This window comes from Nostoc sp. JL23 (assembly GCF_017115065.1).
Lineage (GTDB): Bacteria > Cyanobacteriota > Cyanobacteriia > Cyanobacteriales > Nostocaceae > Nostoc > Nostoc punctiforme_A.
Genome location: NZ_JABXKN010000145.1, coordinates 96660 through 114224, shown reverse-complemented (window position 1 = coordinate 114224; position 17565 = coordinate 96660). Strand labels below are relative to the sequence as shown.

At 43.8% G+C, this 17565-nt stretch carries 15 protein-coding genes; 5 read left to right on the top strand and 10 right to left on the bottom strand.

The window, feature by feature from the left end:
* Nucleotides 1-101: 101 nt before the first annotated feature.
* The gene (rimI, locus tag HWQ42_RS31780) at nucleotides 102-653 is read right to left on the bottom strand and encodes a ribosomal protein S18-alanine N-acetyltransferase (protein ID WP_292819142.1); all 552 of its coding nucleotides are present in this window, start codon (nucleotides 651-653) and stop codon (nucleotides 102-104) included.
* Nucleotides 654-745: 92 nt separating this feature from the next.
* Between rimI and lysA the strand changes: the two genes are divergently transcribed.
* From lysA to HWQ42_RS31765, 3 genes are all read left to right on the top strand, one after another.
* A complete protein-coding gene (gene lysA, locus HWQ42_RS31775) occupies nucleotides 746-2143 on the top strand; it encodes a diaminopimelate decarboxylase (RefSeq protein ID WP_292740460.1) in 1398 nt (465 codons plus the stop codon).
* A gap of 88 nt (nucleotides 2144-2231) precedes the next feature.
* Nucleotides 2232-3155: a diadenylate cyclase CdaA gene (gene cdaA, locus HWQ42_RS31770; protein ID WP_292740462.1), complete on the top strand. Its 924-nt coding sequence runs from the start codon at nucleotides 2232-2234 to the stop codon at nucleotides 3153-3155.
* A complete protein-coding gene (locus HWQ42_RS31765; protein ID WP_292740464.1) occupies nucleotides 3152-3901 on the top strand; it encodes an isoprenyl transferase in 750 nt (249 codons plus the stop codon). The genes cdaA and HWQ42_RS31765 overlap by 4 nt, the downstream gene beginning before the upstream one ends.
* Before the next feature lie 70 nt (nucleotides 3902-3971).
* On the opposite strand, the gene HWQ42_RS31760 is transcribed toward HWQ42_RS31765, so the two are convergent.
* Entirely contained in the window at nucleotides 3972-4988 is a 1017-nt protein-coding gene (locus HWQ42_RS31760) for a TrkA family potassium uptake protein (protein ID WP_292819139.1), read from the bottom strand.
* Nucleotides 4989-5315: 327 nt separating this feature from the next.
* On the opposite strand from HWQ42_RS31760, the gene HWQ42_RS31755 reads away from it, so the two are divergent.
* On the top strand, nucleotides 5316-5939 hold the full coding sequence (locus HWQ42_RS31755) for a Uma2 family endonuclease (RefSeq protein ID WP_292740468.1): 624 nt from the start codon (nucleotides 5316-5318) through the stop codon (nucleotides 5937-5939).
* 372 nt (nucleotides 5940-6311) lie between these two features.
* The gene (locus HWQ42_RS31750) at nucleotides 6312-7619 is read left to right on the top strand and encodes an aspartate aminotransferase family protein (protein ID WP_292819136.1); all 1308 of its coding nucleotides are present in this window, start codon (nucleotides 6312-6314) and stop codon (nucleotides 7617-7619) included.
* A 46-nt stretch (nucleotides 7620-7665) separates the two neighbouring features.
* On the opposite strand, the gene HWQ42_RS31745 is transcribed toward HWQ42_RS31750, so the two are convergent.
* The 8 genes from HWQ42_RS31745 to HWQ42_RS31710 form a co-directional block, all read right to left on the bottom strand.
* Nucleotides 7666-8271, bottom strand: coding sequence for a DUF4129 domain-containing protein (locus HWQ42_RS31745; protein ID WP_292819133.1), 606 nt, complete (start codon nucleotides 8269-8271; stop codon nucleotides 7666-7668).
* 140 nt (nucleotides 8272-8411) lie between these two features.
* On the bottom strand, nucleotides 8412-8900 hold the full coding sequence (locus HWQ42_RS31740) for a DUF2243 domain-containing protein (RefSeq protein WP_292740474.1): 489 nt from the start codon (nucleotides 8898-8900) through the stop codon (nucleotides 8412-8414).
* Nucleotides 8901-8996: 96 nt separating this feature from the next.
* Nucleotides 8997-9389 (bottom strand): pentapeptide repeat-containing protein, encoded by a 393-nt coding sequence (locus HWQ42_RS31735; RefSeq protein ID WP_292819130.1) that lies wholly within the window; start codon nucleotides 9387-9389, stop codon nucleotides 8997-8999.
* 87 nt (nucleotides 9390-9476) lie between these two features.
* The gene (locus HWQ42_RS31730) at nucleotides 9477-9914 is read right to left on the bottom strand and encodes an Rrf2 family transcriptional regulator (RefSeq protein ID WP_292819127.1); all 438 of its coding nucleotides are present in this window, start codon (nucleotides 9912-9914) and stop codon (nucleotides 9477-9479) included.
* A gap of 183 nt (nucleotides 9915-10097) precedes the next feature.
* Nucleotides 10098-11447, bottom strand: a complete 1350-nt coding sequence (locus HWQ42_RS31725; RefSeq protein ID WP_292819124.1) for an ATP-binding protein — start codon at nucleotides 11445-11447, stop codon at nucleotides 10098-10100.
* A gap of 243 nt (nucleotides 11448-11690) precedes the next feature.
* Nucleotides 11691-14660 carry a beta-phosphoglucomutase gene (pgmB, locus tag HWQ42_RS31720; protein WP_292819121.1) on the bottom strand — a complete coding sequence of 990 codons (2970 nt, stop codon included), beginning with the start codon at nucleotides 14658-14660 and terminating at the stop codon, nucleotides 11691-11693.
* A gap of 31 nt (nucleotides 14661-14691) precedes the next feature.
* Complete coding sequence (locus HWQ42_RS31715; RefSeq protein ID WP_292819118.1) at nucleotides 14692-15156, bottom strand: hypothetical protein; 465 nt, start codon at nucleotides 15154-15156, stop codon at nucleotides 14692-14694.
* Nucleotides 15153-17564, bottom strand: a complete 2412-nt coding sequence (locus HWQ42_RS31710) for a sucrose synthase (RefSeq protein WP_292819115.1) — start codon at nucleotides 17562-17564, stop codon at nucleotides 15153-15155. The genes HWQ42_RS31715 and HWQ42_RS31710 overlap by 4 nt, the downstream gene beginning before the upstream one ends.
* Nucleotide 17565: the final 1 nt, after the last annotated feature.

The following is a 17565-nucleotide window of genomic DNA, read 5'->3' as shown; positions in this document are numbered from 1 at the left end:
TATATAGATAAAATATTTAAATAATAATAGGCGATATAAAGTTGCATTTTTTTGCTGAAGCCGATCGTAAGCCCCAAAAGATGAAAATTAATAATGCCCAACTACTTAAAAAGCAAGTGCCAAGAGGATTTGTCCAAGCGATCGCTGACAATGGAATACCATTGGTCTAAAGTTGCTTTAAATTTGCGGTGTTGTAAATCTGGGAGCCAAAGGATTAAAGCATCCTCATCGTTATCTTGGTAGTAACGCCGCCGCCGCCCAGCTGTTTTGAAGCCAAATTTTTGATATAAAGATATTGCCGCCAAGTTGGAAGCTCGGACTTCGAGGGTAGCTCGTTCCATTTTGCGATCGCAAGCTGTCTTAATGAGTGAATATAATAAAGCCGCACCCATTCCTTGACGGTGATATTGAGGATGAACCGCCAAAATTGTAATGTGAGCTTCGTCTAAAATTGACCAAAAGCAACCCATTCCTAGCAAACTTGTGCTGGAGGAGGGAGAAAATAAACCGAGTAAATCGCTGTTGGGACTATCCAATTCTCGTTTGTAGCCGTCCAGAGTCCAAAGTCCGCCAAAACAGGCTTGATCGAGTTCCAGAATAGCACTGAGATTTTCTAATGCCAGTAATTTAATTTCTAAGTCTAATGAAATCACATTTATTGAATAACGTTACAAACCCTTTGTAAACTGGGAATCGGGAGACGAACTCAAAGCCCGTAATTTGAACAAGGAAAACTTTTATAGTTATGGTATCGACTCACCCCACTGGGGTTCAACATTCTGGAAGTCAATATTTACCTCAAAGGCACGACACCAAGGCAAATCCATCGCCTAATCAAGAACTTTTACCCTTGACTGCCAGAGTTCATCATCATGACCTCTTGGAAATTGGTGGGTGTGATGTCACAACCCTAGTTGAGCAGTTTGGTTCACCTTTATATATTTTAGATGAAGAAACCCTGCGTTCGGCTTGTCAGCAATACCGAGATGCTTTCAAGCAATACTATAAGGGTGAATCTCAAGTATTGTACGCCTCAAAAGCTTGGAATTGTTTAGCAGTTTGTGCGATCGCCGCCTCTGAAGGTTTAGGAATCGATGTCGTTTCTGGCGGCGAACTTTACACCGCCTTGCAAGCGGGTGTTAGTCACGATAAAATTTACCTTCACGGAAATAATAAATCTCGTGAAGAATTAATTTTAGCGATCGAGTCTGGTGTTACCGTTGTGGCGGATAACTGGTATGAGTTGCATACCCTTGTGGAAATTGCCCAACCTGGTCAATCAATCCGCATCATGTTACGGCTTACTCCCGGTATCGAGTGTCATACGCACGAATATATTCGCACGGGACACTTAGATAGCAAATTTGGCTTTGATCCCAACGATTTAGATGAAGTTTTTGCCTTTGTCAGTCAACAATCTGCCCTGAATTGCGTAGGAGTACACGCTCATATTGGTTCCCAAATTTTTGAGCGCCAACCGCATCAAGATTTGGCGGCTGTTATGGTGCAGTGGCTGCGGGATGCCGGGAAGTATGGTTTAAATATTACAGAGTTAAATGTTGGTGGCGGTTTAGGGATTAAGTACATAGAATCAGACGATCCCCCTAGTATTGAAGAGTGGGTGAAGGCGATTTGTGAAGTAATTCAAGCAGCTTGTGCAGCCGAAAATCTGCCTTTGCCGAAATTACTGAGTGAACCAGGGCGATCGCTAATTGCTACAGCTTGCGTTACTGCCTATACTATTGGTTCATCCAAAGTCATCCCAGAAATTCGTACCTACGTAGCAATTGATGGCGGAATGTCTGACAATCCCCGCCCGATTACTTACCAATCAGTTTATCGGGCAGTCATTGCCAATAAAATGTCTTCTCCCCTAAGCCAAACAGTCACAATTGCTGGTAAACATTGTGAATCAGGAGATATTTTGATTAAAAATGCTCTACTCCCAAAGACTGAACCAGGGGATATTCTCGTAGTTATGGGAACTGGTGCGTACAATTACAGTATGGCATCTAACTACAACCGCTTGCCCCGACCGGCAGCAGTCGTAGTGGCGAATGGCGAAGCAAATTTAATTTTGCAACGTGAAACTTATGAAGATTTAATTCGACAAGATCGCCTACCAGAAAGATTAAAGAAATAGTCATTAGTCATTAGTCATTAGTCATTTGCAAATGACTAATGACTAATGACCAACTGTAAATTAGAGGCAAAAGTTTAATCCAGATGTCATGAGAGATTGGTGGAAGCAATGGCTGACAAACCTGGGGTGGTCACAGTCCTTGCTACTTGGGACTCTGGATATTGTGTTAGTGCTGGCGCTGACGTACATGATACTAGTTATTATTAGTGAGCGCCGGACACTATGGATGGTGCGGGGATTCATTATCTTAATGCTAGCCTCAGCACTAAGTGGCAGATTCGGACTACCTCTGCTAAGTTTTGTACTAGAAAAGTTGGTGATTGGCTGTGCTGTGGCGATGGCAGTTGCTCTACAGTTAGAGTTTCGGCGGTTTTTGGAGCAATTGGGGCGTGGCGAATTCCGCCAGATGTTTCAACCCGACCGTCTGGCAATCCCCAAATCTGATAGTGTAATTGATGAAATTGTTGAGGCTGTTAAAGAATTGTCAAAAAACCGCATTGGAGCTTTACTAATTGTGGAAACCACGGGGCCAATTGATGAGCGAGATTTTTCTGTGCCAGGAGTAAAGCTAAATGCGGAAGTTTCTAAAGAACTGATCCAAACAATTTTTCAGCCGAAAACTTTGTTACACGATGGAGCGACATTGATTCGTGGCTCACGGATCGTGTCATCAGGTATAATTTTACCACTTTCGGGACGCACAGCCTCACGCCAGCTGGGAACACGCCACCGAGCAGCAATGGGAATTACTGAGCGGGTCGAAAATTGCATTTGTGTCGTTGTCTCTGAAGAAACAGGTTCTATTTCCTTAGCGGAACGGGGAACCCTAAATAGACCGCTGACGATTAGGAAACTGAAAGAGTCATTAGAAGCTCTTTTGTCTCCAACCGTGGATAGGGAAGCTGTTGCTCCTGGTCTGTTGAGTTTTGTTCGTCGGATAGGTGGGAAGACACTAGCACTGGTTTCACGTTTACTCAGATTACCATCGACCGCTTCTCGAGATAAAAAATGACAGCACAACAAACTAAACTGCAAGATTTACCTACCGATTTAAAACGAGAATTATTGCCGCAGCACGTTGCGGTAATTATGGATGGTAATGGTCGATGGGCTAAACGTCAGGGTCTACCCCGAATTATGGGTCATAAACGAGGAGTAGATGCTCTTAAGGATTTACTTCGTTGTTGTCAGGATTGGGGAATTCAGGCGTTGACAGCTTATGCTTTTTCAACGGAGAACTGGAAAAGACCGCAGGAAGAAGTAGATTTTTTGATGACTCTGTTTCAAAGAGTTTTGCGCCAAGAACTGCGGGAAATGGTCGAAGAGAATGTTCAAATTAAGTTTGTAGGGAATTTGCAAGACCTGCCGCGATCGCTCCAACAAGAAATTTCTCGTTCAATGGAAGCAACTAAGAATAATCGTGGTATCCGGTTTTCGGTAGCAACTAATTATGGCGGACGGCAAGAAATTTTACAAGCTTGTCAGGCGATCGCCAAACAAGTTCAGCAAGGGCTGCTACAACCCGATGAAATTAATGAACAGGTCTTTGAGAGCCACTTGTACACAGCCGGAATTACTGACCCAGATTTATTAATTCGCACCAGTGGAGAAATGCGCCTTTCAAATTTTCTTCTCTGGCAAATGGCTTATGGAGAAATTTATATTACCGATGCTCTCTGGCCCGATTTTGACCGCGCCGAATTTCATCGTGCCTTGTGTGCCTACCAGCAACGGGAGCGGCGATTTGGGAAAGTCTAAATTTTCTTACGCAGTTATACTTATAAAACTATAGTCAACTAGTATAAAATAGTAATTAAAGAAAATATAATCAAGTATTTTTCGGTCGTCGCAGTTTCTTGGAATTCATTGGGCCGAGAATTTGATTCAGGCTACGCAACTGCTCTGCTGTACCCATACCAATTAGCCGATCTCCCGGCATTAAAATTGTATCGCCAGTGGGGCCACCGATTAAAGTCCCATCAACGCGGCGAATTGCAAGAACCAATGCTCCAGACTGCGATCGCAATCTCGCCTTTTGCAAACTTTGACCCACAAAAGGACAGAAAGCCGGGTCGAGTAAAAATTCTTCCATATACAACTGGCGGTCTGCACCTGTCAAAATCCCATCTACAAAGTCCAACACCTGGGGTCTAAGTGCCGCAGCAGCCATCCGCTTTCCACCAGTAATATAGGGGGATATCACTTCATCTGCGCCACCGCGTCGTAACTTCTGCAAAGCTTCTTCTGTACTTGCCCGTGCAATCACCCGAATTCCCGAATTCAGTGTTTTAGCCGACAATACGATGTATAAGTTTTCAGCATCAGAAGGAAGGGCTGCAACGATACAAACCGCCCGTTCAATACCAACTTTCAAAAGTGTGTCATCTAATGTAGCGTCACCCTGGTATGCTGTATAACCTTCAGTCTGCGCCCTTTGTACTGATTCCATCTCCGAATCAATCACCACAAAAGGTGCGTCTTCTGCCTGAAATTCCTTGGCAATTTGACGACCAGTCCGGCTAAATCCACAAATGATGTAGTGTTCTGTTAGGGATTCCATTAACCGCCTCTGTTGCTGTAGCCGAATTCCTTCTTGAAAGTAGCCTTGAATGATCGCTTCGGTAAATCTATTGACAATGTAACCGATGTTAACTACACCCAACAAAATCAGGGCAATGGTAAATAATCTTCCTCGGCTACCTAGTGGGTGCGTCTCTCCATATCCCACAGTTGCTAAAGTGATGACTGTCATGTAAGCTGCATCTTCCCACGCCCAGCCCTCAACTAGTGCGTACCACGAAGTGCCAATTAGGAAAACACCGCCGAGAGCGATCGCCCCAGCCATTAACTCCTTTTGGATACGTTGATATTTTTGCTCAAGTGTTGAGAATGACGTAAAAATAGTACTTTTAACCCAATATTTCTAGTTTTCTAGTAACTTTTTAATATTCGTCCTTTTTAGTATATTTAATCTAAGTAAGTGGGCAAGAATAAATCAAACTAAGTTACGCCATGTAAAATTAATTAAATTGTCTCTTAGCAAGGGCTGAAGCCGCTTACTACAAACCTTTAATTATTCATACTTATTTACTTACAAGTTATTTAAGTAACTCATGACTACTTAGATTGTTTCTTCTTTTCAGCTCATAAGTTTCGCATTGAGGATTAATCGATGACTCAAGCCCTACAAAGAAAACTAGTTACATTTGAAGAATTTATCGCTAAATACCCCGACAACTCAAATAAACGCTACGAATTACACGATGGAGTAGTAATCGAGATGCCACCACCTACAGGCGATCATGAGGAGATTATTTTATTTTTAATCGAGAGATTTATTTTAGAATATACCCGACTAAAACTACCTTATGGCTGCCCCAAAACAGCATTGGTTAAACCATCTGAAAGTGAATCCGCTTATTTACCAGATGTGCTGTTGTTAAACCGCCCCAATCTAGCAAATGAACCTTTGTGGAAAAAAGAATCTACTCTTACTCAAGCAGAGTCAATCCCTTTGGTAGTTGAGGTTGTAAGTACAAACTGGAGAGATGATTATTTCACGAAATTGGGTCGTTATGAAGAAATCGGCATCCCGGAATACTGGATTATAGACTACGCAGCACTGGGAGGCAAGCGATTTATTGGCAACCCCAAACAACCGACAATATCGATTTATTCACTAGTTGAGGGCGAATACCAACTCTATCTGTTTCGTGGAAGCGATCAAATTATCTCACCCACTTTCCCAGAATTGAATTTAACCGCAGAGCATATTTTTAATGCTGGTAATATTTAAACGGCATTTTAAAAAGCTCAAAGTTGAACAATGTTACAGTTTTCCCAGACACAGCAAAGGTAATTTCGTCATTTGCCCTAGTACCATCAAAATTGTAGGCTAGTATTTGACGAGTCAGGCTTAGACATCAGTGAGAAAACCCCTACACGCTACCCAAGATTTGGACGGCTGCGTCTATGGAAATTGCCTGTTGCTCATACTCTTGCTCAAGCGTTGAGTACAAAATTTTTTTCACCACTGCCAAGCGTTTGAGGTGACATAAGCGTTAGCCTAAGAAGAAGTACGATCTGTGCTAAATAAAAAGTATTTTTTAGGGATTTCTAGGAAACTAGTAAATAACTATATAATGAAAAACTTTCAGGAGGAGCGGTAGTGAGCCTACAAACTCTCGTTGACCAAGCCACCATCCCCCCAGATTCAGGGTCAGCATCTAGTCCCTTTGATGCAGATAGCTTTAATGAAGCTGTCATGTCTACCTACGCCCGGTTTCCCTTAGCCCTAGAACGGGGTGCTGGATGCCGGGTTTGGGATACGCAGGGGCGGGAATATCTGGATTTTGTAGCGGGAATTGCTACTTGTACTTTGGGACACGCCCACCCAGCGATGGTAGAAGCGGTAACACGCCAAATCCAAAAGCTGCACCATGTCTCTAATTTGTATTACATTCCTGAGCAAGGTGAATTGGCAAAATGGCTTGTCGATCATTCCTGTGCCGATCGCGTATTTTTCTGCAACTCTGGAGCGGAAGCTAACGAAGCCGCAATTAAACTGGCGCGGAAATATGCCCACACAGTATTAGAAATTGACAAACCAATTATTTTAACCGCCAATGCCAGTTTCCACGGACGGACTTTGGCGACCATTACCGCTACCGCACAACCGAAGTATCAAAAGTATTTTGATCCCTTGGTTCCTGGGTTCCACTACGTAAATTACAACGATATTAACGCTGTGGAAGTGGCGATTAGCGAGTTGGATGAAGGCGATTACCGGGTAGCGGCAATTCTGATTGAGCCATTGCAAGGAGAAGGCGGTGTGCGTCCAGGAGATGTTGCCTATTTCAAAAAGCTCCGGCAGATTTGCGATGAAACTGGCATTTTATTGATTTTTGATGAAGTGCAAGTTGGTATGGGACGCAGTGGCAAATTATGGGCTTATGAACATCTCGGCGTTGAACCGGATATTTTCACCAGTGCCAAAGGCTTAGGTGGCGGTATCCCCATTGGTGCAATGATGAGCAAGAAATTCTGCGACGTTTTTCAACCAGGAGAACACGCTAGCACCTTTGGTGGTAATCCTTTTGTGTGTGGCGTAGCACTCAGTGTTTGCCAGACATTGGAACGAGAAAATATTTTGCAGAATGTGCAAGACAGGGGTGAACAGTTGCGATCTGGATTAAAAGCGATCGCAGCAAAATATCCTCAGCACATTGGCGAAGTTCGGGGTTGGGGTTTAATCAACGGTTTAGAGTTGCGAGCCGATATCCAACTAACCGCAGCCGATGTCGTCAATGCTGCTATCAAAGAGGGTCTATTACTCGTACCCGCCGGGCCAAAAGTAGTTCGATTTGTGCCACCGCTAATTGTCACAGAAGCAGAAGTAAATACTGCCTTGGAAACTTTGGAAAAAGTGATGTCTAACGAAAAGACGCAGAGCGCCTACGCAACTGCCACAAAGTAGGCAATCTGGAAAATAAATTAGGGTAGCACAGATGTGCTATCCTTTTTCATTCCGGGGAGATTTCCCGATAAGCTTGCCGACACTGTTCATAATTGTCTGGCAAAATCTCAGCATTCCCGAAACATAATTGTTCGTGAGTGGTAATTAAAGTTTCGTAAGGCTGTACGGGAGTCACAGACGATCGCAGCAATTGCAGATATTCTCCATCGGTACGGCTAAGTTTGTGGGGTGCGATCGCTTTTTGATGCAACTGCTGTAACATCGCTAAATAAACACAACGGCAAGCTTCACGGTAGTTACCTTGACGGTAGAATTCTTGCGATCGCTCCAACAAAAGAGCAATAGATGAATCATTAGAGCGATTTTTGACGCGAAAATCAGTGATATTGCCACTTCTATTTAGCCAAGAATAAACATAAGGACTGAATTCTCGCCATAATCGCCAACCCACCCAGGCTATAAATAATCCCAATACCAGCCAAAACAGGAATTTCAGCAATTCACTAAGCCTTGGGCTAATTGACCATCCAGTAGGCAATTCTGGTAGAGCTTGTTCAAAGCGGTAAAACTGGTATTCCCACCATTCACCCGCTTGTTGTTGGAATTGAGATAAATGCCAACTCCAGCTAGTTTTTTCAAAAGTATCTGTCATAGAGGAGAGTGGAGAGTGGGGTGGTAGAGGAGCAGGGGGCAGGGGAGCAGGGGGGCAGGGGGAGAATTATTGAACAAGTCTCTTCCTTGTCTACCTTGTCTCTTCTCCATACCCAATGCCCCATGCCCCATGCCCAATTACTAATGACTAATGACTGTTGACTCTTTTTTTATCATTAGCCAGCCGATGGCGACAAGTAGCGCACCTAACGCAAGAAATCCTAAGTCCCAAGCTAACTCATTTGGACCTGATTTCACATGATGGACACCGAGAATTTGGTGGTCAATTAAACCTTCAACCAAGTCGAACAACCCAGTCCCAATCAGTATCGATCCGATAAAGGTTTGTGATGACCAAGGAACATCATCACGTCTTCCAGCACGCCATAGTAACACAAGTCCTGCCACGGTGAATACCCAATTTAAGGTATGAAAGAACCCATCCCATACCATGTTCAAATCTATATTCGCCCTGTTTGTCAGAGGTCTAATGTTACTGAGCATGTGATGCCACTGGAGGATTTGATGCAGTAAAATTCCATCAATAAACCCTCCAAGACCCACACCAAGAAAAATTCCAGCAGTAATTAGTGGTGCGCGTCGGTTGAGGGTTTCACTTTTCGCCTCCATTGTCAACCTCATAGATAGGCTTTTTTACCAAAATACAACTCTTTTGAGAGAAATATCTTCTATCTTGAGGCAAGTACCATGTTTAACTTAAATTAATCAATCTTCAAATTTAATCTGCATACCCGCTTTCACTGGGTCGAAATCTTGAGGTAAATGGGTGTTGCGATCGTAGTCTGCTTTTTCGAAGTTTGCTCCTTTGAGAGCGGCTTGGCGGAGATTTGCTGACATCAACAATGCTCCCCTAAGATCGGCATCCTTCAGATTAGCTTGACCCAGATCGGCAAAGCTCAAATCAGTCCCCCTCAAATTAGCGCTACTCAGGTTAGCTTCACTCAAGTCTGCATAACTCAGGTCAGATCCTTTCAAGTTAATGCCTTGCAAATCGGCATTACCCAGTTCTGCTTTACTAAAGTTCCGTTTTCCTGCTGCATAACTCTCCACGAGAGTAGCGGCACTATTTATAGGCTGTTGAAAATTGACTTCAGGCATATAACAGCGTCACAGGTTGCTCGTTATTACTTTCACGTACCCTTTTTAATTACGAATTACGAATTAGTAATTATTTGGTCATCCTTCCTAAATGTAATACATTAGTTCCTTCTGTTCTCGGATCGATCTTCGTTCACAAAGGTCTTGGAGGGTATATTTTTCCAAAACGGAGTTAGCAGCCTGACGTGCTTCTTGCCAAACTTCCTGAATTAGCTCACCTTCTACCGTGTTGGGAGTCGGCTCACAGGGAGAGACAACAATATCTGACCCTTCCATGCAGCTAAAAGCATCCAAAACTGTAATCTTTCCGGGATCTCGTGCCAGAACATAGCCACCTTTGGCTCCGCGTATACTCTTAATTAAACCTCCACGTCTTAATGTTGCTAGGAGTTGTTCTAAATAGCGGTTCGGGATGTCTTGCAATGCCGCTATCTCTCGAATTTGTAGGGCTTCACCGTTAGGGTAGCAGGTTGCCAACTCTAACAGGGCTAGAAGTGCGTATTCTGATTTGTTAGAGATTACCACAGGCGTAATATTTTAAGCTCATATTTAAAGATACAAAGTTTTTGAGTTTGTTTCCCTAAGCTACTGCGAAGAAAAACTTTACAATCAACCTATTGTTGACCGGCTTACTCTACTTTAAAGACCTTCTAGCATACAAGCAATTACTTTTTTTTTTAAATCCAATAAATAAAAGTGATTGATTAGCTATACATGGAAATTTATTGAAAATGGGAGAATGACTGTAAAGGTAGTTCCCGCACCGATCGCACTTTCGACTGTAATCTCGCCGCCATGTAAATCTACAGCCTGCTTGACGATGGACATCCCCAATCCCATTCCTGGAATATTGGCTGTATTACTAGCGCGATGGAAGGGTTCAAAGATGTGTTCAATGTCAGAAGGGGGAATGCCAATACCAGAGTCTTGAGTCTGAAATATAGCTTGCTCGTTGCTAGTGGTTAGAGAAAACCTAACTGTACTACCAATGGGAGAATATTTTAGACAATTCGAGAATAAATTACTCAAGATTTGCCGTAGTAGTTTGGCGTCTAAATTAGCTCTTGTAGATTGGCACTCACTGCTAAAAACGATCGCATGTTGTGAGCGATCGCTCTGTTGTAATTCTTCTAATAAATCGCAGCAAAATTCCACCAAATTTATAGGTGTTGGATTAAACTCTAACTTGCCTGTTTCATCCTGACTCACCACTAAGACATCATTCAACAACTGGGTTATATGCATAACTGATGTTTGAATACGACGCAAGTGCGTTTCTTGTCGCTCTTGGCTCCAGAGGTGGCGATAATGTTCTAGTAGTTCCGCAGAAGAGTGGATGGTAGCCAAAGGGGTGCGAAACTCATGGGAAGTGATGGTGAGCAAGCGGGATTTAAGTTCGCTAAATTCCCTTTCTTTGGCAAGCGCTTGTCGCATCGCCTCTTCTGCCCATTCTAGCTTGGCTTGGGTTCGCTTGCTTTCGCTAATATCCCGCAATAGCCAGCGCAGACCAACTAACTCACTATATTGATTACGGATAGCAACCACCTTAACCGCAGCCATAGTAGATGTTTTGTCACGTGGTCGCAGGTTTACTTCCCACTCTTGCATTTTCCAGTCTGGGAATTGGGCGCGATCGCGCAGATGAGTTAGTTTCAAATGAAAAGCAATTATTTCTTTCTCAAGTATAAAAATCCCTATGGAGTGGCCCAACAATGAACTTTTAGAAATGTTAAGCAGAGTGGTGGCGGCTGAGTTAGCTTCCTGAATTATCCCTTTTGTATCAGTCACAAAATAAGCGTCTGGTACTTCCTCAAATAGTTCTTGGTAGCGTTGACGTTGTGCTAACAAGGCCTGTTGAGTATTGGATAATTCTTCATTCTGTTGCTTTAAATCTTTATTCACTAGTAGGAGTTCTTCCAAAGTTAGGTAAACTTCTTTGAATACTGCGGTGACGAGTTCAATATCTGCCTGTGCTTTTTGCTGTTCACTCTGGCGTAGCAAGAGGGCGACGCGCTTACGCATATTCTCTATCTGCAAAGCTAAATCGTCCAAATTCACGCTCTTGCTCCTAATTGCTAAAGTCGGGTTTTATTTTAGATTCCCTATTTAGACGATCTTAGCTTTTGGAGTTTAGCAGTTATCAGTAATTTCAGTGTAGTTTTAGGTAGTTTCAGTTCTTTGGGGAGATTAGGACTGAATACAGCAGAATTCAGAAGTAAAACACGTTTTCTAACTGGCTTTAAGACGAATCGTTATGTACTTTATCTTCCTTCAAATCTGCTGTAAGTAATCAAGCGGTTCTCATTTGTTCACTGTTTTTGTCTGGAAATAGTTACTCAATTGCTCTCGTAGGTCTGCCCATGTAATACCTTCTAGGCTGGGTAAAACAATATGAGCGGCTCCAACTCGTTCAACAGGGCCGAGTCCTAATGCCCACATACCAGCAGCTAGAGCAGCTTCAACACCTGCTGCGGCATCTTCTACAACTATAGATTGCTCTGGTTCGATTCCTAGCTGCTTGGCTGCGTACAGAAATAGGTCGGGGGCTGGCTTGGGTTCTTGTACACTGTAACCGTCTGCGATCGCATCTACTTTGCCGGCAATGCCCAATCGCTCTAGCACTGGGCGGGCATTTTTACTCGCTGAACCAATACCGATCTTAATCCCAGCTTGCCGCAGTTCATCCAACAAGGCGATCGCACCTGGCAATAAATCCTGGGGTGTCATATTTTGGATAAATTCCACATAATAGCGATTTTTACGCTCCATCATCTCCTCGATTTGTGCTTCCGAATACGGTCTATCCGCAATAATCAGCATCAGGGAAGCACGACGAGATACACCCCGCAGCGCTTCGTTAGCCTCCCGATTAAACGGTATACCCTCTTCATCTGCTAGCTTTTTCCAAGCTAGATAATGGAGTTCTGCTGTATCTGTTAGCACACCATCTAAATCAAAGATAAATCCTTGGATGTTGGGCATGGGCGAGGGTTCATGGGAAACAAGAGGCAGAGGCGGAGGGGAAAAACTTACTGCAACTTCTCCCCCGCTCCCCCGCTCCCCTGCCCCCAATTCCCCATGCAAATCGAAGTCATGCCATTCCCCGCGCCAGTGCAGTTTAAATTTCAGGCGCTTCCAGCCAGGGGGAAGATGGGGATTGGCTACGGGGCCATTTTCGGTTAGCTGGATGCCACCGAATCCAAAAATTACAGCTTGCCAAATGCCACCTGCACTAGCACCATGAATTCCATCGTTGGTGTTTCCTCGGTTATCTTCAAGATCAACCATTAAGGCTCGCATAAATTGTTGGTAAGCTTCGGTTGATTTGCCCAAGTCGGAAGCTAAGATAGCCTGAACTGCTGGGCCAAGGGACGAACCATAAGTAATATCAGTGCGGGGTGCGTAATAGTCCCAGTTTGTCTGCAATGCTTTTTCGTTATAGGGAAAATCTGCTGATTCCCGCATTAAATATAGGAGCATTAATATATCTGGTTGCTTGATTACTTGATATTTATTGATTTGATTGACACCTAAGATGGCTTGCATGGAGCGATCGCGTGGTTCATAATCTGCTAAATTGATATCTTCTGATTGGAAAAATCCCTCGAACTGCTCGATTAGTTCTGTTGATGGATCGTAGAGAAACAAGATTTTAGCGATGATATCTTGCCAGTGCAATCGTTCCTCTGGGGTAAGCTTTAGTTTCTGTTCTAGTTCGGTAGTTTGTTCGGGGAATTTGTGAGCCAACCAATCATAGACTGCGATCGCTTTCTCTAGATGCCATTGCGCCATCCGGTTTGTAAAGGCGTTGTTGTGGACGAATTCATGGTATTCATCTGCTCCGATTACTCCCCGAATTTCATACCGTTCGCGCTCAGGATTGAATTCAACTCGACTACCCCAAAATATTGCCGCATCTAAGATAATCTCTGCGCCACACTTTTGCATCCAGTCATCATCACCAGTAGCTTGCCAGTAGTTCCAGACTGCGTAGGGGATATCTGCATTAATATGAATTTCGCGATCGCGGCACCAAATCCGCACGTCTTCACCATAAAAATCATTGCCGATAGCCCAACGTGGTGTCACTTCATCTCCAGTAACAGCACTTTCCCAGGCAAACATTGCTCCTTGATAGCCGTAATGGGCTGCCTTGCGTCTAGCTCCTGGTAAGGTGTGCCAACGGTAACTGAGTAAATTGCGGGCGATCGCTGGTTGGGTAAACAGAAACAACGGCTGCATAAAAATTTCTGTATCCCAAAAGATATGACCGCGATAGCCAAACCCAGAAAGGGTTTTAGCAGGAATGCTCACCTTGTCATCATGCCGTGGCGCAGCAATCAGCAGTTGAAACAGATTGTAGCGAACAGCAAAAGTAGCTGTGCTATCCCCTTCAATGAGGATGTCACTTTGCTGCCAAACCTCATCCCATGCCTGTTCATTGGCTTTTAGTAATGTTGTGTAATCGGGCAGGTGCGCGAGTTTTTCTTGAGCAGCTGTTACTGGTGTGTCAATCTCCCGCGAGGTAAAAACTGTCACAATCTTATCCACCGTTACGGTCTGTTGCACTTTAGCCAAGAAGGTCGTGCTTAAAGTTGGATAACCAGGTGCAGTACTGACTTGCAAAGATGCTTCACTGCCTAATATTGTCACCTTAGCTGCCATACCGAGTTCAATTCGGGAACTGCGGGTGCGGCGTTGTAACCAAATTCCTTGGTCGATTTTGCCCTGATCTAGTCCTTCCCAGTGATTTAAACCCTGATTTTCTGGATAGCCATTGATACTAGCTTGAATTTCGATTAACCCCTCAAAATCTACTGGGGTTAGATGGCAGCGTAACGCCAACACATGCGGATCTGCAAGACTAGCAAAGCGTTCAAAGCTGATGTCTATGGTATCGCCACTGGGAGAGCGCCAACGCACGGCTCGGATTAGTAATCCTTGGCTTAAATCAAGTTGGCGATCGTAGCGCAATATCTCACCTTGATCGAGACGGAAGCGATCGCCGTTTACAATCACTATCAAGGGTAGCCAGTCAGGGCAATTTACCAGTTCAGTGTAAACTACAGGCACATCATCGTAGACACCGTGGATAAAAGTAGCTGGCAATGCATGAGGATAACCTTCCTCAAAACTGCCTCTTGTTCCCAGGTATCCATTGCCGATCGTAAAGACGGTTTCTTTGGAGTGCAATTGCTCAGGGTCAAACTGGGTTTCGATTAATATCCAGTCTGTGTAAATAAAATGGCGAGAACGACCTTTTGTTTGCATAAGTTGTGAGTGGGGATGTTGAGTCTTTGAGCTAGATGAACGGAGTTCCGAGGTGGATGAATCCAGTTCCGAGGTGGATGAACGGAGTTCTGAGGTGGATGAATCCAGTTCCGAGGTGGATTAACGGAGTTCCGAGGTGGATTAACGGAGTTCCGAGGTGGATGAATCCAGTTCCGAGGTGGATGAACGGAGTTCCGGGGTGGATGAACGGAGTTCCGGGGTGGATGAATCCAGTTCCGAGGTGGATGAACGGAGTTCCGGGGTGGATTAACGGAGTTCCGAGGTGGATGAATCCAGTTCCGAGGTGGATGAACGGAGTTCCGGGGTGGATGAATCCAGTTCCGAGGTGGATGAATCCAGTTCTGAGGTGGATTAACGGAGTTCCGAGGTGGATGAATCCAGTTCCGAGGTGGATGAATCCATTTCTAACTCTCCCTTGCTCCTCTGCTCCCCTACTCCCCTGCTCCCCCGCTCCCCTGCTCCCCCACTCCCTCATCCCCCCTTATGCTTTTCCAAAATCTTTTCGACTCTGGGTTTATAAATGAGATGAAATAAGGTTTCCATGTAGCGATCTCTAGCTTCGTTATTTTCGGGAGCAACAAAGTTCCAAAAACTAAACATTTTAGCAAGCAGTAGTAATTGATTGCTATGTAAATGCCAATTATATTTGTGATGAATTCGCTGACTCATCCATTCTGAAACTTCTTGCCAGTATTCAGCACGAGCATCACATTTTGCAAGAAAGTCTAAAATTTTCGTTGTCGTTCCTTCTAAGTCTGTAGGATTAACATTAAACTCATTTTCTTGGTTCTCAAGAATTTCTAAAGAGCCGCCAAATTGGGTAGTGAAAGTAGGTAAGCCGGAAATCATGGCTTCCAAAATACTCCGTCCAAAGGATTCAAAGTGGGCAAAATGAATATAAATTCCTTGAGAATCTGCAACTACTCGGTAGGCTTCGCCGAGTTCCCTACTAGGGATACGCATCCCTACCCAGCGAATCTTGCCATAGAGATGATATTGATCGATAATGTCGTGAAGTTTTTGGATTTCTTCTGCTTCTTCTGAGTTTGTAGCTTCATCTGGACGAAGTTTACTAGTTAAGAAAATCAGATTGCAATGCTCTTGCAAAGCCTGACTTTTACCAAAGCATTCAGCTAAACCAGTGAGATTATTGATTGATGTGACAGTATCAACAGCAAATATTGCTCGCTTATTAGGCCGCTCTAACTGACCAATTATTTGAGAGTCTTCGCGGCTAAATAGTAAGTCGTGAACTTGTGTGCAAAGGTTAGAATCTCGCTTTTCTTTTTGGCTATAGGGAAAGAAAATATTTTCATTTACCCCCGGTGGTACTAAGTTGAATTTAGGACTAAATAAATCAATCCCATCAACAACATGATATAACTGCGGCATCGTAAACCACTTGTACGACTCGTATTGACCTATGGTGTCGGGTGTGCCAACAATTTCTTGATAGGACGATGTAATAATGAAGTCGGCTGCATTCATGCTAATCAAATCGGCGGTGAATTGTGCCGAGAAGTGGTATTTATCTTCTAAATCTTGCCAATACAAATTGCTAAATAGATATTTAGGTTTTTCCAGGGAATGGGCAATATTGCACTGGGTGACTTTCATCCGTCGAGATAAGAGAAAAGCTACTAAATTACCATCACTGTAATTGCCAACAACTAGATTAGGCTTGTCTTTAAAATGAGCTAGTAATTCTCTTTCTGCATCTACAGCAAACTGTTCTAAATAAGGCCAAATCTCAAATTTAGAAATCCAATTATTGGTAATTTCTGGATTGAATTCACCAAAAGGAACGCGCAATATCCAAGCATTTTCGGTATCTTGGACTTTTTCTAAGGGCAGGTTACAAAATGTGCCTTCACAGTTAGGGATTAATCGGGTCAGAATAATCACATGGGGTTTAAGACCTAACTGGTCGAGTCCAGCGAGTTTGATTTGTTCGCGCAGCTCGTTTTCTAAGCTACGAGCTTGTTCGAGGACGTAGATAACTTGACCGAGTGTTTCATCTCTTCCCAAAACATCCTCCTGTCCCACCCAGCCGTGGACTGAAACAAGGACGACGCGAAAGACAGCGGGGACGCGAGCTACAAATGTTTCTAAGATGCCGGGTTCTGGGGAGTAAATGAGTCGGTCGAGAAGTTCTAAAGTTTCAGAGACTCGCGCCGCAGTGTTACCCCAACCCGGCTCAAATCCGAGTTCTTGGAGGTCAAAGTTAAATTTTTCATAAGGTTCATCAGGCGATCGCTCACTCAGCAATTTGAGCGCTAGCTTAATTTGTTTGGCTAACTGAATACCAGAAGGAATGCGATCGCTCAACAATAGGCGAATACCGTTGCATTGCAGCCCATGTAATGCTTTAAATAACATTTCTACCCAATATTGGGGGTTAGTCAACAATTGACTGCACAGATAACGGTTGAGGAAGGCTAAACCTTGACCAATATTTCTAGCGTCGTCGATTCTTGGAGAACTCTCATAGAAGGGGTGGAGGTCGATTTCGAGGATATGGGGTTGGTAGCGGTTGACTAGACGATCTCTCACATCTAACAGCGCTTGAGGCGTCATCTGCTCGAACCTGCTAAAATCGGCTGTCAGTTGCCAAACTTCTTGATTGGCAATCTTCGGTCGAATTACGAACCACGTACTTTCCTCTTCGAGAATTATTTCGTGGGTGTATTGTATTAGTTTGCCAACAGAAGAAGAGTAGTAAAAATAGGCTGGCTTTTGGGATTGATGACAGTAATCGGCAAAAGCTTGCAAAATCTCATTTCTTAGAAAGTAATGCTTACCTGAAGCACTCAACGCATAAATCAACTGATGTAGAGCAGTTTTTTCATCACCGTTGGAGAGAGCTTGAACTAATTCATACATG